This window comes from Mucilaginibacter sp. 320_HR (assembly GCF_059691875.1).
The window spans coordinates 1,051,410-1,078,296 of record NZ_JCAWAI010000001.1; the positions used below are offsets into that span (position 1 = coordinate 1,051,410).

The following is a 26,887-nucleotide window of genomic DNA, read 5'->3' on the forward strand; positions in this document are numbered from 1 at the left end:
TTGTTATTTTTGCTCAGGGCTTTTCCCTTCAGCACTGTCACCTCTTCTCAGCCTTGTTAATTCTTCGCGGTTTTTTTCAATAATCTCTTTCTTCAATGCTTCTTCCAGGTAAACCTTGTTCAGTTCTTCCTCAACGGACTCGTACTCTGTATTCAGGCTGGCTATTTTAGCTTCTAATACCTTTCGTTTGCGTAATATCTCCCTGTCCTTACGGCCCATGGCCTGCGAATGAATAGCTTCACCGGTTTGTTCCAGCAGCATTTGCTGCGCGCGGGCCGAGCCTGTAAGTACACCATCCGGTCCAAGGTAAACGTCTATAAGGTTGAGGCCTTTATCAGTTATAACAAATTCGCGCACCTGGTTAGAATGCTTCATCCCGCGCGATTTCATTACATATAAACCACGGTTGCGCTCCCCGTTAAATTCTATATCACGCACCAGCAACCAGGCATCAACAAGCGACGATACGCCTTCGTCGGTTTGTTCATTAACTATAGTGTTTAAGGACAGTGCAGTGAACATTACCGATATCTGTTCGTCCTGCAAAAAGTCTATCAACCTTACCAGCATGTTTTTAACTTCGCTTACAGAGCCTATATTAATAAAATTGGTTATAGGATCTATTATCACCACTTCGGGCTTTAGCTTCTTGATTGTCTTGTGCATAGCAACCAAATGCATCTCCAGCCCATACAAGTTTGGCCGCGATGCGTTAAAGTGCAGCATACCACTTTCGACGTGCTTTTGCAGGTCTATACCTATAGATTGCAGGTTACGTATGATCTGGTTAGGCGACTCCTCCATGGCAAAGTAAATGCATGTTTCGCCGCGCTGGCAGGCTGCGTTAGCAAATGACCCTGCTATACTGGTTTTACCAGTGCCTGCTGTACCGGATACCAGCGTACTGCCTCCCCTGTAAAAACCTTTGCCGCCAAGCATCTCATCCAGCGCCGGAATGCCCGTTGACAACCGTTCTGTAGATACCTGCTTAGATAAGGTTAACGAGGTAACCGGCAGTACAGATATGCCCTCTTCATCTATTAAAAACGGATATTCGTTGGTGCCGTGTACCGTACCACGATATTTAATGATCCGTAACCGCCGGGTAGAAATTTGGTTAATAACCCTATGATCCAGCAGTATAACGCAATCACTTACATACTCTTCCAGCCCCTGGCGGGTAAGTGCGGCACCCTCACCGCGTTCGCCGGTGATAATGGCAGTAACACCTTTATCTTTAAGCCAGGTAAAAAGCCTGCGTATTTCTGCACGCAGCACACCCTGGTTAGTAAGTCCCGAGAAAAGGTTTTCCAATGTATCCAGCACTACGCGTTTTGCACCAATGCTGTCAATAGCGTAACCCAAGCGGATGAATAATCCTTCAAGGTCATATTCTCCCGTTTCCTCTATTTCGCCCCGGTCAATATGTACATGGTCTATGCGCAGCATTTTTTCGTCCTGCAGCTTCTTTAAGTCGAACCCAAGCGAGGCCACGTTCATAGCTAATTCGTCACTTTTTTCTTCAAAGGCTACGAACACGCCGGGTTCATTAAACTGCACAGCGCCTCTTACAATAAATTCTATGGACATTAACGTTTTACCACAGCCGGCCTGTCCGCATATTAGTGTGGGCCTGCCTGTAGGTAAACCGCCTTCGGTTATCTCGTCCAATCCTGTTATACCGGTGAGTGATTTGGGTAATGTAGGATAAGACCTTGTTGTTGTATTTCTTTTATCACTCATTTTATTGAGGGGTTAATCAGATAGTTTTTCATAAAAGTATAAAAATTTACCTGAAGTATACTTCGGCAAAAGCCAACTTATGACAACAAGCGGCCATCGGCAACCGATTTTTAAATCTTGTAAACCACTATATTTTATAAATGTTTGATAATTAGCTGAATGTATGCCTACAGTTAAAAAATAAACCATTGTTGGATAATTTATTTCTCTGTAAAAAAACTATTACTCAAAAGTTGTCACTTGTGTAATTTCCGGTGATGATGTATTTATTATAGAACGGTTTCTGGTACCATGGTTTAAATTGCACGTGTATTTACGCGTTTAATTTGACCACATTAAAGCTGCTGACTCGCTTAGAAATTTTGATAGACAGGTTTAGAGCTTCCCCGATTTGGGGCTGGTATTATACACTGGTTTGTAAGTTAACCTGCCCGAAAGTGCACCAAATGAAGCGATTACATTATCTATAACGAAAGGCTTGCTTTTTGATATTGTTTAAAAAGGCAAGGCTGTTTAAAAACTAGAAAATTGTTCTGATATTAGTTAAACCAGAGTGAACTTAGCCGGTCAAAATTACATAATGAAGCAAAAGAATATAATGATAGCGGATGATGATCCGGGGATTGTGGATGCTGTGGAAATGCTGCTAGAATTTGAAGGATATAAAGTTACCAGTACGTTAGATGGGGCAGCGGTGCTCGATCTGAAAGATGACTTGCCTGATCTACTCCTGTTGGATATTTGGATGAGCGGAGAAGACGGGCGGGAAATATGCAAGCAGTTGAAGAGTAGGGACGTTACAAAAAACATCCCCATATTGATGATATCAGCCAGCCGCGGTATAAAAGAATCCGCTTTTGCTGCCGGTGCCGACGATTTTCTGGCTAAGCCTTTTGAGATGAATGACCTGCTGCAAAAAATAGAGGCGCTTACCGGCAACTCCACTTTAAGTACTAACTTGGCAGTATAAAAATTCCGGGATGTTTCCATGTGTAAATATTGCTGATTACGCGCAGGTAAGCGCGTTGCTGAATTCCCTTAATGAAAATTGCAAACCACAATGGGGTAAAATGACTCCGCAACAAATGGTGGAACATTTGGTAGACCAGCTGGAATATACCAATGGCAAGAAGACGCCTACCCTGGATGTACCCGAAGCCGACGCGGCAGCAGCCAAGCAGCAGTGGATTTTTACACCTTTGCGTATCCCCAAAGGTTTGGTGTTAGTACCATCCCTTGGAGAATACTGTTATGCTGACCTGGCAACTGCAAAAAAACAGCTGCTGATTGAACTCACAGATTTTCACCACCATTTTAGTACACCAGGCATAACAGAAATACACGGCGGATTTGGTGCCATGAACTATGCCGAATGGATAAACTGGCACAGCAAGCACTTCACCCATCACTTTGCGCAGTTCGGCTTAGTTGCCGACGAAGATTAATGCTGCTGCGCGTTCTCCGGCTTGTCGGCACTTCTCCATGGTTCGAAATTGAGGCCCGGAGTAAGCCAATATAACAGGGCAACCCTTGAATAGCGGTAGTTAAAGGGCGATAGCAAAAAGATAATGCCTAAAAGCAGGCCCACGTACAGCCAGGGGGAGTTTGAGCCGGTAAGAATGTAAGTGCCCACAGCTACAGTAACCATTTCGGCAACGTTAAATGCATAGCTTACAAACATGGCTACATACCAGTATCCCGGCTCCCGCTCGTAATGTAAACCGCAATGAGAGCAGGTTTCATGCATTTTTTGGCCAGACAAGCTGTAGGTGGGGCTGGAGAATATGTCACCTCTGCGGCACCTTGGGCATTTAGCTTTAATAAACGCACTTAGAACTGGTTCCGGCCTTGCGGGGGTATTATTATTGATTGCCATGATTGATGGTGTTTTTTCTGAATTCGTCCGGTGTTACACCGGTATATTTTTTAAAGAATTTTGTGAAGTAAGAGTTATCGGCAAAGTTTAGCTGATTTGCAATCGCCGTGATATTCAGTTCAAGGTTAATCAGCAGGCGCTTTGCTTCGAGTATTACACGGTTGCGTATTACCTCACCGGCCGATATTCCGAGTATATCATTACACAATGCATTTAAATGATTGGGCGTGATATACAATAGCGCGGCATAGTCTTTCGGCAGCTTTAAGGTAGCGTAATTCTGATCTATTAACTTTCGAAAGCTTTGCAGTAGTGTGTAGTTATAACCAGGAGCGGGTAAGTTGTTCTGCTGCTGGCTTTGGCGGGCAACAAGTATAAACAACTGCATCATAAGCGCTCTTACCATATCTTTTCCCATCCTGCTTCCATTTTCGTTTTCTGTGATCAACTGCTCAAAAATCCGTTCTACTGCAGGTTGTTGTTCTGCAGGTATGTTTATTACCTCATCATCAAGGTTTCCGCTGAAGAACGGCAGGCTATCCAGATAATCGGGCCGCAGTAAAAACGATTGAAAAAACAATGCCGAAAAGTTGATAATGTAACCATCTACAGCACCTTTAAAGCTCCAGCTATGCACCTGTCCAGGCACCATAAAGTAGATCTGAAAGGGTTGTACTGAAAAGGTTTTGAAATCTATGGCATGTGTACCGCCGCCTTTGGTAAACAATACCACGTGATAAAAGCTGTGCTTGTGTGCCAGGCTCAGATTATGATGTTTTTCAAGGTAAGGCGCAAACCGGCTGATAAGCAGATCATCCTGCTGCTGATCAGACAGGGTGCAAATATCAACAACCGGGAAGCCTTTCTTCATAAAACAAAGATACCCATCATTTACCTTCTTCTATGGTAGCTTATAGTGTATTTATGGTATTTTTTACTGATTGCAATAATTTAGTGGATATCACACAATGTTGTTTAAATTCACCATTATTATGCAGAAACCTGACAGCTTAATTTTTGACATGGACGGCACCCTTTGGGATGCCGTGGATACCTACGCGCACTCGTGGAACGTGATGTTTGAAGAACTAGGTATAAATAAATCCATTAACCGTGAGCAACTTGCCGGCATGGTAGGCTGGGAAGGTAAAAAGGTGATAGAAGTAATGATGCCTGAGTTTGAGCCGGAAAAGAGGTTGGAGATATATGCACAGGTAAACGAAAAACGGAAGATACTTATTCCGCAGATGGGTGGTATTCTTTATGATGGTGTTATAGAAGGACTGGAGGCACTTGCTAAAAAGTACCAGCTATTTATATTGAGCAACTGTGCTAAAGGGGTTATCCGCCAGTTTATTGACTGGAGCGGTATCGACCAACACATAACTGATGAGATTGCCTATGGTATTAACTACATGCCTAAAAACCACAACATAAAGTTGCTGGTTGACAAATACGATCTAAAAAACCCATACTACGTGGGCGATACAGCCGGCGACGGTGAGCAGAGCCGTATTGCAGGAATACCTTACGTATTTGTAAGTTATGGCTTCGGCGAAACGGATGATTACGATCTCAAGTTTGACGACTTCCCGTCCCTAACCAATTATTTTATAAACTTATAGCGATACACCTTGTTAGCATAACAACTGAAGACAGGATATATGAAAGGCCGTGTAATTACAATTATAGTAGTGTTGTTAGTAGCAGTACTTGCCGTAGTGGGATACTACCGCTACTACTTTGTGTTTGGCGAAGGCGTTAAAGCCGGCACCATGAATTATTTTGTAAAGAAAGGCTACCTATTTAAGACTTACGAAGGCCGCCTGATACAAACAGGTATACGTACGCAAACACAAGGAAACATCCAATCGAACGAATTTATGTTTTCTGTTACTGATGAAAAAGTTGCTGATAAACTTAACCACAGTGCCGGCGCCATGCTGGAGCTGCATTATAAAGAGTATAACCATACCCTGCCCTGGAGGGGAGTAAGCGTTTTTGTGGTAGATAGCGTAATGTCGGCTACTCCCGTCGCTACGCCAACCCCATAATATTTAGCCTTAGCATCAAAAAGAAAAGCCGGACAGTAATGCCCGGCTTTTCTTTTTATATATCAATCAAGTGGTTATGCCTCTTGTTCTTTAACAGAATCGCGGAGCGCCTTAATTGCGTCGTGAGCTATCTTAAGCCCATCCATGTGGCTGGTAAGCAGTGTTAAAACTTTTTCGTCTTCCCAAATAAGTTCTTTATCATCCAGTGCTTTACGGTACGAGCTTTTGGCAACGTCCTCGCCGTATTCACAATCAGAAAGTACAGAATAGTTGTCCTTTTTGGTAAAGGCAGACTTAACATCTATCCAGGTGTGGTAAAACTTACCTGAAAGCGTGGTGCCATCTGTAGGGGCGCCGCCTAATTGATGAACGTAGTCGTTTAGCTCGTTAACGTAGCCTCTGCTTTGATCGGCATAACCTGCAAAAACAGATTTAAGACTTGCGTCTTCGGTGCCTTCGGCCGCTTTCTGGTATCCTGTGATACGGTCATTATTGGTTTTGATCAGATCATTAAGAGCTGATATTTGGTGCTGGATATGCTGTAGAGTTCCCATGGTAGTGAAAATATATGTGTTGATAATTATATACTACATGGTAAACGCAATAGCTATGCCCGATAGTGAACTTGGGTTGATTTAACCTACAAAGAATGAATTAAGCATGAAAGATGGCGTATCCGTTTAACTGAAGCTAAGTTGATGTAGGCTTTTAAGTACAAGATTACTGATAAAGCTCCTGTTCGTCGGTGTAGTACGTTTTTCTGGCGGCATCTTTTATGTGAATGGGTTCACCAGTGGGGCTTTCTTTCTTTTTGGGATTATGAATATTCAGAAAATCGCGGACCTCGCCATTAATAATGTCGGGGTTTGAATGGATGATCTGCTTTTCGGCATTTGTGAGTACACTGCGTATGGATGCTGCAAGATCTTTTACCTTCACATCAGGTATTTTATTAGACGGGGAAAAAGGGGATATACGCGCATCCCACAAAATTTCATCTGCATAGGCATTACCAATACCGCGAATGACCTTTTGATCCAACAGTACCGTCTTAACAATGGTCTTTGTTTTACCCAGTTTCTCCTTCAGGTACTTGTAACCGGCAGCTTCATCCATTGCATCAGGAGCTGTTTTCTCTTCTGGGTTTAGGGTAGGGGTTGCCGCTTTTTGGAAATCGGTAAGTACAAGGCCGCTTCCATCAGTAAATTGCAGTTCCAGTATCGGGTACTTGTTTGCGTTTTCGCCGTCAAACAAAAACAGCTTGCCGTGCAGCATAAGGTGCAACGCTAAAACATCTCCGCTTGAAAACTTAAGATGAAGTTCTTTGCCCTCCCGGTAAACTTTGTTCAACTTATGGCTGGCAAGTGCAGAGTGTAGTTCTTTTTCACTCACGTTTAGCTTCTGTGAAACGTGAACGATGACGTTTTTAACCGTCTTTCCGGAGAGTTTTTTCTCAAGATTATGGCTGAAGGCTTGCAGGTCTGGAAGTTCGGGCATGGTGGTAGTTTATCAATCAACACTTACAAAAGGCTTTAGTTTAGCGAAGCGTTAAAAGTCGTGATAAAGGTTCCTGAAGGTGCTCCTCAAACCAAAAGTTAACAATACGTTCTTGTTGGCACTAAGCGCATTTTTTTCATTGCGGTAAAGACCACCAAGTTCAAAACGTAAGTTGTACTTGGGATTGATAAGCAATGAAACTGTGCCTTCGGCATAGTAAAGATCGGTAGCTAATCCCTGCCCAACATTGCCACTCGGGTTAGTTACCGCGAACGGGAAATTTACATCCTTACCGTTGTTCTCGCCATTTGCATCCAAGCCGTACTTAGCGTAATTAAGCTGTCCCTGGAAATCAAGTCTTCCAACTGAGTAATTTAAAATACCTACTACTTCACGGAAGTTTGCACCAAGGGGGTGTGCCAACGGCTCGCCATAAAACGTATAGCTGCTTAATGAGTAAGAGCTGCTGTAAGTATATGGCTTTACCCTGTTATATTCAAAAAGGTAGCTCAAGTTTTTAATTCCACCAACATCGCCGCCACGAATACCTGCCTGCAAACCATAGGTTTTATTTGCCTTTGTGTTTTGCCCATTAACATTATCAAGCAATGCCTGACCGTAAATGGCATTCTTATCAATGAATTTATATTTTACGGTATAGCCTACCAGTGAGTTGGTCGGCAAGCTTCTTTCATTACTGCTCGTGAAGAACAACGGATTGATGAAGTTAGGGGAGAAGCCAACACGGTTGCCCTGATCATCAGCTTCAGGCATTACTACCGCATGGAACAAGCCCATTGATACACTGTTGGTGATATTCCAGTCGAAATAATGATATAGGGCGTACTTGCGACGGTTGCTGCCCAGGTCATCAAACTTGGTTGCTTTAATGTCTTGCAGATAGGTCCACATCATCATGTAGCGCACTGGGCCTAAATCGGCAGTTACACGCAAAAGCGGGTGATTTGCCGAGTAATCAGACAGCAGGAGGGAACGGTAACCATCGCCAATAAAGGTTTTATCCTGTCCTAGCGTGATGTTGAGGTAATTAGTTGGGGAGTACGATAAAACAGCGGTGGCGTATGACCAGTCCTTTTGTGTTTTACCGAAACTACGGTCATAAGCCTGTCCAGGTACCATGCCGGTGCTATTAACATAGTTGCTGTAGTAATTGGCAAACACCCCCTGATTTTCGTACCCGCTTGTATAAAAAGAGAATTTTGTTCCGATGGTACCGCCAACCTGGAAACCGCGGGTATTTATGCCCAATTGAGTTTTAAGCCCAAAGCCGATTGGTTTAAACGTTGAGCCAAGGGCTTTATCTTTAAAGTCCTTGCCACCGATATTCTCCGTAAGTAGGTCGGCATAAAAGGTGTAATCCTTTGTGTTTACTTCCAATAAGTGTTCATTAAAAAGTTTTCGTGCAACCCAGCTGGTTCTGCTGCTGTCAACCCCTATGCTCATTAACTCATTATACCTGCCGGTAAGGGAGCTGTCAATTAAAAAGGGGCGCAAAGATGTATGCAGCTTGTTACTTTTAGAATATACTTGTCCATTAAACTTCTGGTAAAACTGATAAGACTGTGGAAGGTATACCGATTGCGCTTTAGAGATAGTTGCGAAGCTTATAAGCAACACGGCTATCATAAAAACTCTGCCGGGAGCCTGTGGTAAGTATTTTTGCATACGCAACAAAATAAAGCTAATTTATTGTAACATTGAAATAAGGTGATTAATAACAAGCACCTTTTAACAGTTAATTTGTGTTAAATTGATGGCCCGCATCATGCGGTAATCAAAACAAGTTATAAAAATTACTGATATTTGCGCCGCTCATCAGCACCTCATCATTTCATGCAGTACAATAAGATCAATAACCTTTTAGGATGGCTTTGCTTTGTTATAGCCTTAATCACCTACACATTAACACTAGAGCCATCAGTTAGTTTTTGGGACTGTGGCGAGTTTATTTCCTGCGCGTTCCGCCTGCAGGTTTCTCACCAGCCGGGTTATCCAATGTTTGCCATGCTGGGTAAGGTGTTTTCGTTGCTATCCTTTGGAAACAATGCTAAAGTGCCTTTCTATACCAACATGATGTCGGCAATAGCCAGTGCTGCAACGGTAATGTTCCTTTTCTGGACTATTACGGCTATGGCGAAAAAGCTATTGGCCGGGCGCAAGAATGAATTTGGCGACGCTTACACCATTGCCATTATGGGTAGTGGTTTGGTAGGGGCATTGGCATTTGCTTTTACAGATACTTTTTGGTTCTCTGCAGTAGAAACCATCGTTTTCGCGCTTTCTTCGCTGTGTATAGCTGTGGTTTTCTGGGCAATATTGAAATGGGAAGCTCATGCAGACGAGCCCGGTGCCGACAGGTGGATCATTTTTATCGCTTATGTAATCGGCTTATCCATAGGTATTCACTTGCTTAACCTGCTTACCATACCAGCAATTGCTTTGGTATATTACTTCCGCAGGTATAAAAATATCAATACTAAAAGTGCCATCTTGGCTTTTCTTACAGGGGTTGTTATACTCGGCCTGGTGCAATACGGCATCCGTGGCTATACAGTTAAGTTTGCTGCCTATTTCGACTTTTTCTTTGTGAATTCGTTAGGAATGGGTTTCGGTGTCGGCGCCATTTTCTTTCTAATATTGCTGGTAGCAGCGCTTGTATTCAGCATACAATACAGCATCCGTAAGCGCAAACCGGCACTCAATCTTATTTTACTATGTGTAGCTTTCATTTATTTTGGCTACGGTTGTTTTGCTTACATCCCTATCCGCGCGGCAGCAAATCCTAACCTGAACAACTCGCACCCGGATAACCCTTTTATTATGTACGGTTATCTCAATCGTATCCAGTACGGAGAGAACCCGTTGCTTACAGGGCCATATTTTGATGCCCAGGTGGTCGACCAAAAAGAAGGTAATACTATTTATCGCAAAGGCGAGAAGAAGTACGAAGTTGCCGGTAAGCGCCCGAACTATGTTTACGACCATACCACCATATTCCCCCGCATGTACAGCACCGATGCTAACGACGTGGGATTTTACCGCGGCTGGTTGCAGATGGCCGACACTCAGAAGCCAACCTTTAAGGATAATCTCGCGTGGATGGCCAGCTGGCAAGTTTACCAGATGTATTTCAGGTATTTCCTGTGGAACTTTGTAGGCCGCTATAACGACCAGGACGGACAAACCAGCACTGAAGCGATTGACGGTAACTGGACTACCGGCTTGCTTGATGGTGGGAGGCATCTGCCTAAATCTGTTATTGAGGATCCAAGCTATACCCCACTTTACGGTATTCCGTTCGTGCTGGGTATTGTTGGTTTGATATACCACGTTAACCGCAAAAAACGCGATGCACTGGTAATAGCTTTACTGTGGTTCTTTACAGGATTAGCTGTCGTATTGTATGTTAATCAGCCAAGTGTACAGCCCCGTGAGCGCGATTACTCTTATGTGGGCTCCTTTTATGCCTTTGCAGTTTGGATAGGTCTGTCGGTAATTGCTATTGCCGATCTAATGAAAAAGAAGGTAAATGCGCGTACTTCCGCGCTGGTTGCCACCATTATTTGCCTGCTGATAGCACCTGTGCTGATAGGCTTTAAAGAGTGGCGCGGCCATGACCGTTCTACCAAGCTTACCCCGCATGATATGGCGTATAACTACCTGATGTCTTGTCCGCCTAATGCTATACTGTTTACCTATGGCGACAATGATACCTATTCGTTGTGGTATGACCAGGAAGTTGAAGGTATACGGCCTGATGTTAGAATAGTTAACCTGAGCCTGTTCACCGGCGACTGGTACATCCGCCAGATGCAAAAGCCAATGAACCAAAGCGCGCCGCTGCCTATCACCATGCCTTATGACAAGTATAAAGAAGGCGTACGCGACGTAATCTATTATAGCGACAGCAAAATAGCGGGTTACACACCAATAAAGGACATATTTGAGTTCCTGACATCAGATGACAGGAACATGCAGGGCCAAAGCCAGGGTGGAGATTACGTTAACTATTTGCCAACTAAGAACTTCAGCCTGAGTATTAACCCGGATGATGTACTTAAAAACAAGGTAATAACACCTGACCAACGCGGGCTGCTCGCCGATACAATGAAGTGGAAGTACACCTCCAATTATGTTACCAAGGAGAACCTTGCCATTTTTGATATGCTTGCACACAACAACTGGAAACGGCCGATATGCTTTACTACCACCATGGGTAGCGAAAACCTAATCGGCTTACAACCATATCTTTACAAGGAAGGCTTCACCTATAGGTTGCTGCCATTAAAAGCAGATACTGCAAATCATGATCAATTAAGCAAAACCAATACTATGGTGATGTACAATAATATGATGACCAAATTTAAGTATGGTAATTTTAAGACAGCCAGGTACTTAGATCACGAATCGCGTAACATGTTCTACCCGGTGCTGCTTACAACGTTCCTTGACCTGGCCCGTGGATTGGAGAAGGAAGGTCACGGCGATTTGGCCATTAAAGTATTGCATAAGTGCGATGATGAACTGCCAAACCTTTATCCGTACATTGATATAGCCAAGCGTAAAATGTATATGGTAGAACTAGCTTATCGGCTGGGAGACATTAGTTTAGCTAATAAAATCACTAATGATATTAACAGTTTCCTGACCGATCAACTGGATTATAACGCCTACAATATGACTGCAGATGCCAACAAGGTTAATCAGCGTGATGTGTATATTGGCTTACAAGCACTTAACGGTTTGGTAGAGGCCAGTATACGCGCCCACCAGGATGCTGTAGCCAAAAAATTATCTGCCGAACTGAAGGATTACGAGACTAAATTTGCATCAGTACTTAGCTCTATACAATAACTAACAAGAAGACTTTGTCACCTGGTTAAAGTGCCGGGTGATGAAGTTTTAGTGACAAGATGCTGTCACTGCTACTTTTGTTACGCGTAATTTGGTATTTTGCCGCGAGCAAAAACCTTCAAAAACCACATTTTTTGGAGGTGAATTTAAATTTGCGCAGAAGCATATGCAACTCAATGCAAAAGGAGCTGCTGATTGCAGTAAGGCATCAAAAAAAAGGCAATGCCAACGAGTTTTCAACTCCCTGCTACGCGTTAACGTTAGCGTAGTGGTGTCCGTTTAAAAACTCTTTCATTTGGTGGGGCATTGGGTAGTTCCCGGTCATGCGGCGGATGAGTACAACCTCGCCAACATGGTAGGCCAGGTGGGTAGATATTTCCTGCAGTAACTTTACTTTGCTGGTAAAATGCTCTTCCTCGGGGTTCAATTTTTTAGCTTGTTTTTTTACCTGATCCAGCAGGTCGTAAAAAAGAACTACGGTTTTATCCAGTTCTTTTTGGCTGTTGGCTTGCTCTTCATCAATCCAGGTCTCCAGTTCGTCAATCTCGGCTTTATGCGCAGGATCTTTCAAAACTTTTATCTGGTGAGTGTGCCAGGCTATTAGGTGATTTATAATCTGCCATATGGTAGTAGGCATTTTAGCTTTGTGCAGTTCCCTGCCGCTTTCAACCGCAATCAACCCGTCAAATGCCTTAAAGGTATCAAACGCATCCTTGTAAAGCTCTTCAAATAATGTCTGCTGTATCATATATTAAAGTATCTGGATAGATGTTTCTGATAACCAGGGGCGACAAATCTAGCGTTACTATTCTAATTTGTTTGTAAACATTAACAAATAAAAAACCTTGGTTATGGCCGACCCTTATCGTTCCCGCGTTTCCCTGCTTGTTAACGTGCTGTGCTGCAATAATGTTTTACTGTATAAAGTCAGGGTATAACGCCAATGGTGGAGAAGGCGACAAAGTAATAATTCGTAAATTCACGCTAAATCCTGAAATTCGTACCACTAAAATTAATTATGGCAACAGAAGTAAAGTGCCCAAGCTGCGGGCATGGGTTCCCGATAGAGGAGGTGATGGCAGAAGAATACAAGCAGCAGTTGCGTGTACAAATGGCCGACTTTAAAAAGCAAAAGGAGGACGAGTACCGCCGCAAGGAAGATGAATTTGCCAGCCGCGAAAAACAACAGCAGTTACTGTTTGAACAGCGTATAACAGAAGAAAAAAAACAATTGCAGGCTTCATTAGAAGAAAACCTGCGTAAGAACATAGCGACCGACTTTGAGAACCAAATAACCATGCTCCAGAACTCGGTTAACGCCAGTGCCGAAAAGTTAAAGGAATCGCGCCAGAAAGAACTGGAGTACATGCAGCGGGAAGAGGTGCTGAAGCAAAAAGAGCAGGAACTTGAACTTGCCCTGCAGCGCAAACTTGCAGAACAGCGTGCGGAACTTGCCGAGCAGATACGCAAACAGGAAACAGAGCGCTACGCCATTAAAGATACCGAGCACCAGCTGAAGGTGAAAGAAATGGAAAAGCAGCTGGAAGACCAGAAGCGGCTGGTTGACGAAATGAAGCGCCGTGCCGAACAGGGCTCCATGCAGTTGCAGGGCGAGGCGCAGGAATTAATACTGGAAGAGCTGCTGCGACAGTACTTTCCGTTTGATGTGATCAGTGAGGTTGGTAAGGGCGTGCGAGGAGCCGATTGTGTGCAAACTGTGCGTAACCAGTTTGGGCAGGAGTGCGGCAGGATTATTTATGAAAGTAAACGTACTACCGCGTTTGGCGGAGATTGGATAGACAAGCTGAAGAAAGACATGCGCGCCATGAATGTGGATGTTGCCGTAATAGTTACCCAATGCTACCCCAAAGGTATGGAGTGTTTTGGCGAGCGCGACGGGGTTTGGATATGCAGCTTTGATGAAGTGAAGGCGGTATCATACATCCTTAGGGATGGGGTGGTAAAGCTGGCCAACATGGCTAAGGCGCAGCACAACAAGGGCGACAAAATGCACCTGCTATATGATTACCTTACCAGCAGCGAGTTTTCTGAACAATGGAAAGCCATACGCGAAGGTTACATGGGCATGCGTCTGTCCATACAAAAAGAGCGTGACGCTATGGAAAAGATGTGGAAGGCCCGTGAAAAGCAATTGGAAAAGGTATTGCTTAACGCAGCGCATATAAAAGGGTCAATTGAGGGTATTGCCGGCAGCGACATGATACATCTTAGTTTAGGTGATGAAGAGGACCCTATTCTGCTTGATTAAATTGCAGAAAAGGTAATCACCATTTGTTGTAGTCATGGCGTAATTACTGTAATTAATAATTAAATGGGTATTAATACAGCTGGCTCAGACGTATTAATACCCATTCGTCCAATATTCTTTTAAGCAACTTTGGAGTAAACACTACTTCTATGAAAGCTGTCTTAAACCGATCGTTGGTTAGGCATTTGGTACTGCAGGGTTATAAATACTGCCTTTCTAAAACAATTAACATTCAAAAGCAAAACGCTTCAGTACAAATAACGCTTACGCCAACGCGTTCCCGGCCCACTACCCGTCTGCTCCCGCCAGGGTACGATACCTATTTTAGCATCATGCACGAGCCGCTTCAAATGGCCGACGGTATAGATGATACCGAAGTCTTAATAAACCTTCATGATACAGATATAGAGCGCTATCGCGGTAGCGTAAGTTTTATTTAATACCTGCCGTTATGGTTAACACTGCAGTACAGGAAAACGGGACACCCAAACGCACAATGCTGAGCAATACCGGAGTTAATAAGGCAATACTGCTGGGTGAGGTATATAAGGAGCCTTATAAACAGAAGAAGAGCGGCGAGGAACAACTTTACTTTACGCTGGTTACGCATGAAAATGTAAAACGCGGCGATGGTAATATACCGCATCACGAGTACCACACCATACACATACCCGAGGCTTTAAAAAACATCAGGTTGCAACAAGGGCAAACAGTTTACGTGGAGGGGAAACTGCATACCATTTCGTTTGTAGATGACCAGCATGTAAAACGGTATGATGTCGAAATTAGTGTTAGTAGGATAGAGGCTATTTAGTAGCCGTTGGTGTGTTTTAACAGCATAATTTAACACTAAGCTAAACCGGGTTAATTTGCTACCTGCCATAAAATAGGTAATTTTGCCAGACACCGCAACGTGTGCAAAACATCATGGCCGATATAACCACTTTGCAGCAGCAGGCAATAACGCTGCTTCAGCAACTCATATCTATACCCTCGTTTAGTAAAGAGGAAGACCGCACAGCTGATCTTATTGAAGAGGTACTGCAGCAGCATGATGTGCAAACCCATCGTAAGCTCAACAATATATGGGCCTGGAACAAGCATTTTGATGCAGCAAAACCAACCATACTGCTTAACTCTCACCACGATACCGTAAAGCCCAACTCCGGCTACACCCGCGACCCTTACGACGCAAAAACCGAAGACGGCAAACTTTATGGTTTGGGCAGTAACGATGCAGGCGGTTGCCTGGTATCGCTCATCGCGGTATTCCTGTACTATTACGAGCAGGAAGGGCTTAAATACAACTTTTGCCTGGCAACAACTGCCGAGGAAGAAATATCAGGTGTTAACGGATTGGAACTGATTATTCCCGAACTTGGTAAGCTGGAGTTTGGTATAGTAGGCGAACCCACATTGATGGACCTTGCAATTGCCGAACGTGGACTAATGGTGCTGGATTGCACCGCCCACGGCAAAGCCGGACACGCTGCCCGCGAAGAAGGCGAGAATGCTATATACAAAGCCTTGGCGGACATCGAGTGGTTCCGCAACTTCAGGTTCCCTAAGGAGTCGGAAGTTTTTGGTCCGATAAAGATGTCGGTCACCATCATTAACGCAGGTTCTCAGCACAATGTAGTACCTGCCACCTGCACCTTTACCGTTGATGTGCGCGTTACCGACGCTTACCGTAATGAAGAAGTACTGGAGATCATCCGTCAGCATGTGCAATGCGATGTAAAGCCACGCTCCATCAGGCTTAAGCCATCTTCAATAGATAAGAATCACCCGTTTGTACAAGCAGGTGTAGCTCTGGGCCGCAAAACTTATGGCTCACCAACAACTTCAGATCAATCCCTGCTGGACATTCCTTCAATCAAGATCGGTCCCGGCGATAGCGCCCGCTCTCACATGGCAGATGAGTTTATCTATGTTCATGAAATAGGTGAGGGAATTGCGTTGTATATAAACATGCTTTCAAAGATTGTTTGATCTGAGCAGTTTAGTTACGGTATTGGCTACCGGGTTGTTCTTAATTTAAAGTAGGTGCTGACTTGACTGCTTGTCTGCTCATTGCCGCAGAGGCTACTTCTTTTCTCTTGAAAGAAAAGAAGCAAAAGTTCAAGACGAAAAAAACCTTCATCCCTCAGGCCTTTACCCCGGCCCGGTTTTTCGTCGTTCCCTGCGCTTTATACGGATGATTGTGGTGATGAATGTACTTAAGTTGCAGAGCCTGAAGGACCATCGAAGTCCGAATATTGCGGCCTTAGAACAGGCGGGTGGCACAAGCAACGGGTAAACACTACCTTGCACAGCCTGTTATACAGCCGCGAGTTTTTTCTTTGTTACTTTCTTTTTTGCGGAAAAAAAGAAAGTAAAAGCACAAGCCAAACGATCACTACTGACTTTGATAATGAGCCTTCAGGTAACATAGTTCTTACCACATTCCATTTAATTCTATATTTGCACCATGAGCAAGCTTTGGCAAAAAACCACCAACGTTAATCAACTGGTAGAAACCTTCACCGTCGGTCGCGACCGCGAACTTGATCGTGAAATGGCCGCTTTTGATGTGCTGGGTTCACTTGCTCATACCACCATGCTGGAGAGCATAGGCCTGATGAGCGCAGATGACCTCGCCTTGGTGCAAAAAGAGCTCAAAGCCATTTATGCCGACATCCAAAATAACAACTTCACCATTGAGGATGGGGTAGAAGATGTACACTCGCAGGTAGAAATGCTGCTCACCCGCCGTATAGGAGATGCCGGTAAGAAGATCCATAGCGGACGGTCCCGTAATGACCAGGTTCTGGTAGACCTTAAACTCTTCTTCCGCAGCAGGATAAAAGACGTGGTAGAAGCAACAGATACATTGTTTCGCCAGCTGATCGCCCTGAGCGAAGAGCATAAAAAAGTGTTGCTGCCTGGCTACACGCATTTGCAGGTAGCTATGCCATCCTCATTTGGTTTGTGGTTTGGCGCTTATGCCGAAAGCCTTGCGGACGACCTGGAGATGATGCTTGCCGCATGGAAGATCACTAATAAAAACCCGTTGGGTTCTGCCGCGGGATACGGCTCGTCGTTCCCGCTGAACAGGACGCTTACTACAGAGCTTTTGGGCTTCGAGAGCCTGAACCACAACGTGGTTTACGCGCAGATGGGCAGGGGTAAAACGGAGCGTATTATAGCGCAGGCGCTATCATCTATAGCGGCTACGCTGGCTAAAATGGCTATGGACCAGTGCTTATACCTAAGCCAGAACTTTGCCTTTGTAAGCTACCCTGAGCACCTGACCACGGGCAGCAGCATCATGCCACATAAAAAGAACCCGGACGTGTGGGAAATTATGCGCGGCAAGTGCAACCGCCTGCAGGCTTTGCCAAATGATGTTGCGTTGATGACCACCAACCTGCCATCGGGCTACCATCGCGAACTGCAATTGCTTAAAGAACTATTGTTCCCCGCCTTTACCGACCTGCTCAGCTGTCTGGAGATGGCCACCTTTATGCTGCAGAACATCAGCGTCAATAAGAATATCCTGGACGATCCTAAGTATGCTTACCTTTTCAGCGTAGAAGAGGTGAATAAGTCAGTATTGAACGGTGTTCCATTTCGCGATGCCTACAAGCAAATAGGGCTTGATATTGAACAGGGAAATTTCGACCCTGAAAAAGCTGTTAACCATACTCATGAAGGAAGCATAGGTAACTTGCAAAATGAGCAGATTACCGCGGCAATGGGGGTTGTACTCAGCAGCTTTGGTTTTGCCAGGGTTGATGAGGCTATTGCAAAGTTGATTAGTGAGTCAGAAAGTCCGAAAGAGTAAAAGTAAACCGGACTTCCAGCAAAAAAACATCTTCCGGACTATCGGTCTTATCGGACTTCCGGACTAAAATATTATTATGCACGGACGTAACAGAGCAGACATATATCCCGGACTAGAGGTAGACATCATACTCAAGAAAGATCAGCGGAGCGGAAAGTTGACACGCGGCGTGGTAAAAGACCTGCTCACCAGCGCAACGTATCATTCCCGCGGCATTAAGGTGCGGTTGGAAGACGGACAAGTGGGCCGTGTAGCCAACATTGTGGAAGAAGATTTTTAATCTCAGCCAGCATAGTATATACTTCAAATAAGTTCCCGACCTTTCCCTCGTCTATAGACCATAGACTTATCAGATGAAACCCGTTTCCGATCCTAAAAAATATGTTATGCTGCGCCTGGATGCGCATTATCGTTTATACCTGTCCTTACTAATCGGCGTTATTGCATTCCTGCTTGCCAGGCATATACCATCGGTTCCGGCAGTTACCCTCATTGTTTGGATCTCGATAGCATTAAGCATCATTGTACTCGATTGGATAGTTATCCTGTGGGCGCACCCTAAGGATATTCGTAAGCTGGCAAGTATAGAAGACAATAGCCGTTATTTCATCTTCCTGTTTGTAATGTGTGCCTCGCTTGTAAGCCTGGTGGCTATGTACCTTTTACTGAAGTCGACCAAAGGCCAGTCGGAAGAGACGGTAGGTGCTTACATCTTTTTGGCCATGGGTGCCGTTGTAGTATCCTGGTGGCTGGTACACACGGTATATACAATGCGGTATGCGCACCTGTATTATTCTACAGAAGAAGGCAAAAAAACGCTTGCAGGCGGATTGGACTTCCCCGGTGATATAAAAGAGCCTGACTACCTCGACTTTGTGTATTTTTCCTTTGTAATAGGCATGACGTTCCAGGTGTCAGACGTCGAGATCAGCTCCCGCCGTTTGCGCAGGCTGGTGTGGGCACACGGGCTTATATCCTTTGCCTTTAACACCGCAATTGTGGCGTTAAGCATTAATGTGATTTCAGGACTTGTATCCAAGTAACAAACCTCGCGTAACCCTGCCCTGAAGGGGAGATAACCCCACCCAACCCTCCCCTGAAGGGGAGAGCTTTAAAAATTTTATATGCAAAACAACAAGTCTCCCCTTTCAGGGGGAGATTTAGAGGGGGTTTGTACTGGGGTGCTCCTCTATCTTAGAATGTTTATGCGTGTCGCGCATGGTAATGTACACGATCAGTGATACAAATATGCATACCGTAACATACCAGTAAAACCATTCGGGGTGACCCCATATCTTCAGCTGTAATGCCACATATTCCGCCGAACCACCAAATGCCGAAACAGCTATGGCATAGGGCAGCCCCACACCCAGTGCACGTACATGCGCCGGGAATAGCTCGGCTTTAACCACAGCGTTTATAGAGGTGTAATTACTTACAATCAGCAGTGCCAGCATAATCAGCCAGAAGGCCGTCCATTCGTCTTTAGTATGGCTCAGCGCCATCATAATGGGTACGGTGGTAAGTGTCCCTAAAATACCAAAGGCATTAAGCAGCGGCTTGCGGCCAATCCTGTCAGACAGCATACCAAACACCGGCTGTAGTAGCATAAATACAAAGAGGGTAATTGTTGATATAAGGGTAGCGGTATTCTTGCTGAAACCACTGGTATTCACCAGGAACTTTTGCATGTAAGTGGTAAAAGTGTAAAAGGCAATGGTGCCGCCAAGTGTTAGGCCTATAACTGTAAGTACAGCACGAGGGTGCTGCAGTAAGGCCTTGATGGTACCTCGGTCGTGCTTTTCTTTATTCTCTTTGTTAGTAAAGCTGGCAGGCTCGTGCAGGCTGCGGCGCAGGTACATGGTAATGATCGCCAAACCCGCACCAATAGCAAATGGGATGCGCCAGCCCCAGGTATGCAGTTGTTCTTCGGTCATGAACACGCGCTGCAGCAATACCAGCACACCAAGCGCCAGCAACTGCCCCATAATAAGTGTTACATACTGAAAGCTGGAGTAAAATCCGCGATGCTTTTTGTCGGCCATTTCGCTCAGGTAAGTGGCGCTTGTACCGTATTCGCCACCAACGCTAAGCCCCTGTATTATGCGGGCAAGTACAAGCAGTAGTGGTGCTGCAACACCAATAGTGCTGAAGTTAGGTGTTATTGCGATAATAAGCGATCCTGCGCTCATGAGCAGTACACTCCAGGTAAGCGCGGCTTTACGGCCTTTTTTATCAGCAAAGGTGCCCATCAGCCAGCCACCTATTGGCCGCATCAGGAAACCAATAGCGAATATGCCTGCTGTATTAAGCAATTTGGCAGTTTGGCTGCTTGATGGGAAAAAAGCATCTGCAAAATAAAGGGAGAACGCGGAATAAACATACCAGTCATACCACTCCACCAGGTTACCCAGCGATCCGCCCACAATAGAACGTATGCGTGCTGCCGTAGTAAGGTGCTGATGAGGGATTGAGGTATTCATAATGGCTTATAGGTTGGCAAGGTATAAACATTTTGCCGGTTTATAAACCTGCAACGGCGGCAGTTATACGCTCGTTTTGTTGAAATAAAACACACAAATAAATTGATAAACACTGATGTACACCGAGATATAAATTAAAAATTAAACCTTTTATTTGATAACTTTATATTTGCAAATTAGCCGGAGATACAGCAAGGATGCCAGTAAAAGGAAACCAGTTCAGGACAAATAGTTTTAGAGACGAAGAGGCACCGCGTACTAAGGGCGGTAAAGCCGAAAAAGCAAAGCCCTCGCGGCTTCAGCGGGAGGCGTTTTCCTTCAGACAGCTGCGTGATGAACGGGTTTTAAAGATCACTGGCTTATTCTTTATCGTTCTTTCGGCGTTTTTCCTTATCGCGTTTACCTCTTACCTATTTACCTGGGAGCAGGATCAAAGCTATGTGTCGCCTGCAAACGGCGGCTGGCACAACTTGTTTAAAACCACCAAAGAGCTAATGGAAAGCGGGGTAAACAGCCCCGTAGTAGATAATTGGCTGGGTAAGTTTGGCGCCCTGCTGGCAAATCAATTTATCTTTGAGTGGTTTGGCGTAGCATCATTCATTTTTGTATTTATTTTCTTTATAGTTGGTTTCAGGCTGCTGTTTAAAATACGTTTGTTCTCCCTTGCCAAAATGCTGGCTTACTGCTTATTCGGTATTGTTTTTATATCTATAACAATCGGCTTTATTCACGGGATGATCATTGATTATCCGCACTTCTTGGAAGGCGAATTTGGTTATTGGAGCAATCGTTTGCTTAGTGCCCAGGTTGGCCACGCTGGTACCGGCGGCATACTCGCATTTGCTGGTTTAACAGTGCTTATCATCGCCTATAACATAGATTTTAAACTACCCACTCGCCGCGAACGCACCAACGAGGATCATGTCGATCGTGTTGCTCCGGAGCCTGTTGAATTAGTTGAGGAGGAGATATCTTTACCGGTAGAATGGCCACGTAATGGCCGCACCCGTAACGAGGTTGCCGCAGAAAACGCCGTGAAAAGCGTGACTTTAGAGCCGGTTGTTGCCGCACCGTTGGTGCAAAATGCCATAATTCATGAGCCTGTTGTGCTCACCCCTGAACCATACGCACCAAGCGAACCTGAAGAAGAAACTGAGATACCGCTTACTATTGATGTGGCACGGCCCACACCAGTAATGAACATCGAGAAAAGCGACGATGATAAAGCGAAGGCGCTGGTTGATGAGTTCGGCACATATGATCACACGCTTGAATTAGCATCTTATAAATACCCTACGCTTGACCTGCTGGAGAATTACGGCTCTAACAAGATCGCTGTTAATACTGATGAGTTAGAGGCCAACAAGAACAAAATTGTTGAGACGCTTAATCATTACAATATCGAGATTGATAAAATTAAGGCGACCATTGGTCCAACAGTTACTTTATACGAGATCATACCGGCGCCGGGCGTGCGTATCTCTAAGATAAAGAACCTGGAGGATGATATTGCGTTGAGTCTTGCCGCTTTGGGTATCCGTATTATTGCGCCAATGCCTGGAAAAGGAACTATAGGTATAGAGGTTCCAAATTCACATCCGGAGATGGTGTCTATGCGTTCGGTACTCGCGACCGAGAAATGGCAGAACAATACCATGGATCTGCCTATTGCAATGGGTAAAACCATTTCCAATGAAGTATTTATTGCCGACCTTGCCAAAATGCCGCACTTGCTGGTAGCCGGTGCTACAGGTCAGGGTAAATCTGTTGGTATAAACGCGATACTGGTGTCGCTGCTCTACAAAAAACACCCTGCGGAACTTAAATTTGTACTCGTTGATCCCAAAAAGGTGGAGCTTACGCTGTTCCGAAAAATAGAAAGACACTTTCTGGCCAAACTGCCTGATGATGGAGATGCCATTATAACCGACACTAAAAAGGTGGTAAATACGCTAAATTCACTCTGTATCGAGATGGATCAGCGCTATGACCTGCTGAAAGATGCCCAGGTACGTAACTTGCGCGAATACAATACCAAGTTCGTAAACCGTAAGATAAGCGACCCTGAAAAGCACCGTTACCTGCCGTTTATAGTATTGGTAATAGATGAGTTCGCCGACTTGATGATGACCGCCGGTAAAGAGGTAGAACAGCCAATAGCACGTATAGCGCAGCTGGCACGTGCCGTGGGTATTCACCTTGTTATTGCTACGCAGCGTCCGTCGGTAAACGTTATCACGGGTACCATCAAGGCCAACTTCCCGGCAAGGCTTGCCTTTAGGGTATTGTCTAAGATCGACTCCCGTACTATTTTAGATGCCGGTGGTGCAGATCAGTTGATAGGACGGGGGGACATGTTGCTGTCTACAGGAAGCGATCTTATACGTCTTCAGTGCGCCTTTGTGGATACTCCCGAGGTAGAAAAAATATCTGAATTCATAGGTAATCAGCGTGGTTATGCAACTGCAATGTACCTGCCTGAATATGTTGGCGACGGGGAAGCAGGAAGCAGCGCTAAAGAGTTTGATCCAGATGACCGTGACCCGATGTTTGAAGACGCAGCCCGTCTTATTGTGCTGCACCAGCAAGGCTCTACGTCCCTTATACAGCGTAAAATGAAATTGGGTTACAACCGTGCCGGCCGCATTATAGATCAGCTGGAAGCAGCAGGTATTGTTGGAGCATTTGAAGGCAGCAAAGCTCGTGATGTGCTTTTCCCCGATGAATACAGCCTAGAACGCCACCTGGAAGAACTACAGAAGCCTCGCGATTAAACCAATTAGAGCGGCCGTCATCTAAACTATTATAAAACCCATTGGCTATTTACGGGTTTGTAAAGCAGTAATTATGAAAAAAGCAGCACTATTTATATTCGCCTTATTGTTTTCGGCAACTGCCGTTTTCGCCCAAAAGGACAGCGACGCAAAAACCATCCTGAATAAACTAAGCAAGCAATACCGTAGCTACGACGCGGTTAAAACCGACTTTAGTTTGCTTGTAGACAACCAGCAGGCAAACGTTAAAGAAACGCAAACCGGTACATTGGTGGCGCGGTCAAAAGCTAATAAGTACAAAGTTATCATATACCAGCCCGGCAAAACAAATGCTGTAACTCAGGAGATCATAAGTGATGGTAAAAGCCAGTGGACATACCTGAAAGATGCCAATGAAGTACAGCTGGCAAACGCAGACAACAGCGACGAAGGCTTTAACCCCGCCAAGATATTTACCATGTACGAGAAGGGGTATAAATACATTTATACCGGTTTACAAAAAGCAGGCGGTAAAACTTACCAGGTGGTAGACCTTACGCCGGAAGATGCAAAGGCCTCGTTCTTTAAAGTAAGGCTGATGATAGATAAAGTGAAAAATCAACTATACAGCGCCATGATTTTTGATAAGAACGGCAGCCGGTACACTTACACTTTAAAAACCTTCGCGCCGGTAAAAGTTACAGACGCAACTTTTACTTATGACAAGAAAGCTCATCCGGGTGCAGAGCTGGTAGATCTTAGATAAGGGGATTAAAGTTGTTTGCTACCGCATAACGATAAAGCAGCAGCGAGGTACAAGAGTCATGCCCTTCTTATCAGTGTGCTAAACAGCTCATTTATACGATACGAAAACATATATGCAGGCAGAAGAAATAGAGCGGCTGATACGGATAAGCAAGGAACGGCAGTTAATGCCCGAGACTTATGTGCCCTGGAAGGAGCAGCCAAAAGCCACTGACCTGTACCTGCCCGAAAAGCTTACCTCTTTAGAAGGCTTGCCTGTTTACAATATCTTAACTCAGGAACAGAAAATCGACCTAGGCCGGCATGAGGCGGTGCAGGTACTATACTCCTATGGTTGGGGAGAGGCATTGTTTTGCGTATTCATGACACGGTACCTGCTTCAGTTGCCGCCAGATAGCCCTGAGCACCGGTTTCTCATTCGTGAGATCATTGAAGAATATCGCCACCAGGAGATGTTTTCCCAAGCTATTATACAGCTTAATGGTAAAGCATTGCCGCCAACAAAAATGCATCAGTTTGTTGGCAAAATCAGCACCAACTACCTGCCTGCCGATTTCCTTTTTATGGGTAGCCTGGCGGTTGAACTAATAACCGACATGTACGGCAATTACAGCAGGCGAGCGCCGGAAATTTATGTTGTGTTACGGAAAGTGTTCGAGTTGCATAACATTGAGGAGGGCCGGCATATCCACTTCACAAAAGGCCTGCTGCAAACCTATACAGCAAAAGCCGGGTACATCCGGAAGACGCTATACAGTTTTGTAATATTGATGAACATTTACTTCGTGCGTACGATGTACGTTCGTAAGGAGATATATGAACGTATAGGCATCAACAACGCTGATGCAGTATTTAAAGAAGCAACCCGCAACTACCGCAGCAAATTTACTCAGAACTGCCTAAGCCACATTATTGAGTTTGTAGACAGTTGGGGCGGTTTTAACCGCCTAACACGATGGGCATGGCGTTGGTTATTGCATGCCAAAGTGTGAATGATTCTTTAGTGGCTTTTAGCTAATCCAAAAACTTAATACCACTTTCCTCACCCACGAACCGTTCTCTTTTTTGTAAACCCCCCAGCCTCCAGATCCGCACAGGTCTCCACAATTGTTTGATGAGTAAAATAAACATACTGTGTTGCCGCGCAGAAAAATAGGTTTTGAAAATGTTAGAAAGTGATTCCCATATTTTTTATAAAAATATGGCCAGCCTCGTTTCTGATCATTGAAAATCTTATTGATCGTATCACCATTGATTGCTGTACCTTTTTTAAAGGTGTCTTTTTTCCATCTAAGCAACTTTTGTTCTTCAGCTTTTGACAATATGTAGGCTCGTTCTGCTTTAGTAAACTGAATTTTATTTGTATTCGCTGACTGGTTGCCAGTCTTTTCACCTAACACACTTTTAAGCTCACCCACTTCAAAAGAAGTTATAGCATCACTATAAAGGAAATCTTTTTGAGTGACAATAGTTCGCAAGAAATTTGATGTCTCAGAATCCGTTTGGGCCAGCGCTTCCTTAGCACTTAAGAAAACGGCTATTAGTAAAATGAAGGCCTTTCGCATTGCTCCTGTAATATTAAACCCTTATATAAATATTCCTTTTCTCGAGCAATTTACCAACCAGCCAACAAACCAGCATATAGCTTACAGCAAACAATAAAGAACCTACCGGGCCTGGCGCTATAGCTTGATAAAACGAATGGTTTACGGTATCAAAAAAACTTTTGCCGCCAAGTGGAATCATCCAGAAAGCGATAATAAGTATTTCTGACAGAATATAAATGGCCAGCGGATTTTTACCTACCGTGGTAAAGAATGCAGGCCAATTGGCTGCCCTCCAACTGCGAACTTCAACAGCGTAAATAAGCGCGGAAATAATCACCAGGTCAAGCCCAACGGTAAGAAGGGTGAAGGGGCTGGTCCAAAGTTTTTTTCCTATCGGGAAGCTCATGTTCCAACATACAGCAATGAATATGAACAAGCAGCCTACTAACAACATTTTTGCAAGTGCTTCGTACTCTTTTCCTTTTTGCTGAATGAATTTGCCAGTGTAATAGCCGCAAATAACGTTTACTATCGCCGGCAGCGTGCTGAGTATCCCTTCAGGATCAAATGGCATCCCTTCGCCGTGATAAAGGTGATTGTCGCCCAAGATAAATTTATCCAGATAGGTGCCTGCATTGGTAAGCATCCCATATGGAGCATCATGATCGCCGAAGGCAAGAAGAATAACCTGGTAGCCTACCAATAATAAAATGCTGATTACTACAACTGTTCTGAAAGATTTAACGAAGTAAACGATAATGGAGGCGAACAGATAACACAAGGCAATTCGCTGCAGCACACCCATTACACGCGTATGGCTAAACGGCTTAAAGCCCCAAACACCATTGTGCTGCTCAAAAAACGGGAACCAGTACATTAAGTAGCCTAGCAGGAAAATGATAACCGCACGTTTAAATATTCTGCCCAACACTGCGCTTGTTGTCATTTGCGCAAACCTTTTTGATGTAAAGCTCATGGCATTACCTACCGCAAAAAGAAATGACGGAAAAACCAGGTCAGTAGGCGTGAAACCGAACCATGCAGCATGTTCTAACGGCGAAAAAGGCGCCGAGCCACTGCCGGGCGTGTTAACAATGATCATGAAACAAATGGTAAGTCCGCGGAACACATCCAGGGAAAGGAACCGCTCGGCTTTTGCATCCATAATAAAATAGGCTTGTAGTTGTGGTTTATAAAGG

General features: G+C 44.6%; 25 protein-coding genes. 15 read left to right on the forward strand and 10 right to left on the reverse strand.

The window, feature by feature from the left end; genetic code table 11:
* Positions 1-3: 3 nt before the first annotated feature.
* On the reverse strand, positions 4-1,743 hold the full coding sequence (gene kaiC / locus AC59GT_RS04735) for a circadian clock protein KaiC (RefSeq protein ID WP_117384056.1): 1,740 nt from the start codon (positions 1,741-1,743) through the stop codon (positions 4-6).
* Between the two features lie 580 nt (positions 1,744-2,323).
* Between kaiC and AC59GT_RS04740 the strand changes: the two genes are divergently transcribed.
* Positions 2,324-2,713, forward strand: a complete 390-nt coding sequence (locus tag AC59GT_RS04740) for a response regulator transcription factor (RefSeq protein WP_497236558.1) — start codon at positions 2,324-2,326, stop codon at positions 2,711-2,713.
* Between the two features lie 10 nt (positions 2,714-2,723).
* A complete protein-coding gene (locus AC59GT_RS04745) occupies positions 2,724-3,188 on the forward strand; it encodes a hypothetical protein (RefSeq protein WP_497236559.1) in 465 nt (154 codons plus the stop codon).
* On the opposite strand, the gene AC59GT_RS04750 is transcribed toward AC59GT_RS04745, so the two are convergent.
* Together AC59GT_RS04750 and AC59GT_RS04755 are read right to left on the reverse strand one after the other, a co-directional pair.
* Entirely contained in the window at positions 3,185-3,619 is a 435-nt protein-coding gene (locus AC59GT_RS04750) for a DUF983 domain-containing protein (RefSeq protein WP_497236560.1), read from the reverse strand. The genes AC59GT_RS04745 and AC59GT_RS04750 overlap by 4 nt on opposite strands.
* A complete protein-coding gene (locus AC59GT_RS04755; protein WP_497236561.1) occupies positions 3,606-4,490 on the reverse strand; it encodes a helix-turn-helix domain-containing protein in 885 nt (294 codons plus the stop codon). The genes AC59GT_RS04750 and AC59GT_RS04755 overlap by 14 nt, the downstream gene beginning before the upstream one ends.
* Before the next feature lie 121 nt (positions 4,491-4,611).
* On the opposite strand from AC59GT_RS04755, the gene AC59GT_RS04760 reads away from it, so the two are divergent.
* Both AC59GT_RS04760 and AC59GT_RS04765 read left to right on the forward strand, forming a co-directional pair.
* Positions 4,612-5,244, forward strand: coding sequence for an HAD family hydrolase (locus AC59GT_RS04760; RefSeq protein ID WP_497236562.1), 633 nt, complete (start codon positions 4,612-4,614; stop codon positions 5,242-5,244).
* Positions 5,245-5,283: 39 nt separating this feature from the next.
* Positions 5,284-5,673: a hypothetical protein gene (locus AC59GT_RS04765; RefSeq protein WP_497236563.1), complete on the forward strand. Its 390-nt coding sequence runs from the start codon at positions 5,284-5,286 to the stop codon at positions 5,671-5,673.
* Between the two features lie 74 nt (positions 5,674-5,747).
* On the opposite strand, the gene AC59GT_RS04770 is transcribed toward AC59GT_RS04765, so the two are convergent.
* The 3 genes from AC59GT_RS04770 to AC59GT_RS04780 form a co-directional block, all read right to left on the reverse strand.
* Positions 5,748-6,227: a ferritin-like domain-containing protein gene (locus AC59GT_RS04770; RefSeq protein ID WP_497236564.1), complete on the reverse strand. Its 480-nt coding sequence runs from the start codon at positions 6,225-6,227 to the stop codon at positions 5,748-5,750.
* Positions 6,228-6,393: 166 nt separating this feature from the next.
* Positions 6,394-7,170, reverse strand: a complete 777-nt coding sequence (locus AC59GT_RS04775; protein ID WP_497236565.1) for a DNA-formamidopyrimidine glycosylase family protein — start codon at positions 7,168-7,170, stop codon at positions 6,394-6,396.
* A gap of 51 nt (positions 7,171-7,221) precedes the next feature.
* Positions 7,222-8,856, reverse strand: coding sequence for a gliding motility protein RemB (locus AC59GT_RS04780; RefSeq protein WP_497236566.1), 1,635 nt, complete (start codon positions 8,854-8,856; stop codon positions 7,222-7,224).
* A gap of 138 nt (positions 8,857-8,994) precedes the next feature.
* On the opposite strand from AC59GT_RS04780, the gene AC59GT_RS04785 reads away from it, so the two are divergent.
* The gene (locus AC59GT_RS04785) at positions 8,995-12,045 is read left to right on the forward strand and encodes a glycosyltransferase family 117 protein (RefSeq protein WP_497236567.1); all 3,051 of its coding nucleotides are present in this window, start codon (positions 8,995-8,997) and stop codon (positions 12,043-12,045) included.
* Between the two features lie 247 nt (positions 12,046-12,292).
* Here AC59GT_RS04785 and AC59GT_RS04790 read toward each other — a convergent pair whose 3' ends face one another.
* Complete coding sequence (locus tag AC59GT_RS04790; RefSeq protein ID WP_497236568.1) at positions 12,293-12,793, reverse strand: hypothetical protein; 501 nt, start codon at positions 12,791-12,793, stop codon at positions 12,293-12,295.
* A gap of 270 nt (positions 12,794-13,063) precedes the next feature.
* On the opposite strand from AC59GT_RS04790, the gene AC59GT_RS04795 reads away from it, so the two are divergent.
* From AC59GT_RS04795 to AC59GT_RS04825, 7 genes are all read left to right on the forward strand, one after another.
* Entirely contained in the window at positions 13,064-14,314 is a 1,251-nt protein-coding gene (locus tag AC59GT_RS04795; protein WP_497236569.1) for a DUF2130 domain-containing protein, read from the forward strand.
* Positions 14,315-14,463: 149 nt separating this feature from the next.
* On the forward strand, positions 14,464-14,754 hold the full coding sequence (locus tag AC59GT_RS04800; protein WP_117384042.1) for a hypothetical protein: 291 nt from the start codon (positions 14,464-14,466) through the stop codon (positions 14,752-14,754).
* An 11-nt stretch (positions 14,755-14,765) separates the two neighbouring features.
* Entirely contained in the window at positions 14,766-15,128 is a 363-nt protein-coding gene (locus AC59GT_RS04805; protein ID WP_497236570.1) for a single-stranded DNA-binding protein, read from the forward strand.
* A 113-nt stretch (positions 15,129-15,241) separates the two neighbouring features.
* A complete protein-coding gene (locus AC59GT_RS04810) occupies positions 15,242-16,306 on the forward strand; it encodes a M20 family metallo-hydrolase (protein WP_497236571.1) in 1,065 nt (354 codons plus the stop codon).
* Between the two features lie 478 nt (positions 16,307-16,784).
* Positions 16,785-18,140 carry an argininosuccinate lyase gene (argH, locus tag AC59GT_RS04815; RefSeq protein ID WP_497236572.1) on the forward strand — a complete coding sequence of 452 codons (1,356 nt, stop codon included), beginning with the start codon at positions 16,785-16,787 and terminating at the stop codon, positions 18,138-18,140.
* Between the two features lie 76 nt (positions 18,141-18,216).
* On the forward strand, positions 18,217-18,420 hold the full coding sequence (locus AC59GT_RS04820; RefSeq protein ID WP_117384038.1) for a YwbE family protein: 204 nt from the start codon (positions 18,217-18,219) through the stop codon (positions 18,418-18,420).
* 73 nt (positions 18,421-18,493) lie between these two features.
* Positions 18,494-19,183 (forward strand): DUF1345 domain-containing protein, encoded by a 690-nt coding sequence (locus AC59GT_RS04825; RefSeq protein WP_497236573.1) that lies wholly within the window; start codon positions 18,494-18,496, stop codon positions 19,181-19,183.
* Positions 19,184-19,300: 117 nt separating this feature from the next.
* Here the strand turns inward: AC59GT_RS04825 and AC59GT_RS04830 are convergent, their stop codons facing one another.
* Positions 19,301-20,623 carry an MFS transporter gene (locus AC59GT_RS04830; protein ID WP_497236574.1) on the reverse strand — a complete coding sequence of 441 codons (1,323 nt, stop codon included), beginning with the start codon at positions 20,621-20,623 and terminating at the stop codon, positions 19,301-19,303.
* A gap of 197 nt (positions 20,624-20,820) precedes the next feature.
* Here AC59GT_RS04830 and AC59GT_RS04835 point away from each other — a divergent pair, with 197 nt between their 5' ends.
* From AC59GT_RS04835 to AC59GT_RS04845, 3 genes are all read left to right on the forward strand, one after another.
* Entirely contained in the window at positions 20,821-23,397 is a 2,577-nt protein-coding gene (locus AC59GT_RS04835; protein ID WP_497236575.1) for an FtsK/SpoIIIE family DNA translocase, read from the forward strand.
* Positions 23,398-23,470: 73 nt separating this feature from the next.
* Entirely contained in the window at positions 23,471-24,142 is a 672-nt protein-coding gene (lolA1, locus tag AC59GT_RS04840; RefSeq protein ID WP_497236576.1) for an outer membrane lipoprotein periplasmic chaperone LolA1, read from the forward strand.
* Positions 24,143-24,254: 112 nt separating this feature from the next.
* On the forward strand, positions 24,255-25,133 hold the full coding sequence (locus AC59GT_RS04845; RefSeq protein WP_497236577.1) for a diiron oxygenase: 879 nt from the start codon (positions 24,255-24,257) through the stop codon (positions 25,131-25,133).
* An 18-nt stretch (positions 25,134-25,151) separates the two neighbouring features.
* Here the strand turns inward: AC59GT_RS04845 and AC59GT_RS04850 are convergent, their stop codons facing one another.
* Complete coding sequence (locus AC59GT_RS04850; RefSeq protein ID WP_497236578.1) at positions 25,152-25,706, reverse strand: hypothetical protein; 555 nt, start codon at positions 25,704-25,706, stop codon at positions 25,152-25,154.
* A gap of 13 nt (positions 25,707-25,719) precedes the next feature.
* Entirely contained in the window at positions 25,720-26,853 is a 1,134-nt protein-coding gene (locus AC59GT_RS04855; RefSeq protein ID WP_497236579.1) for an acyltransferase family protein, read from the reverse strand.
* Positions 26,854-26,887 lie beyond the last annotated feature (34 nt).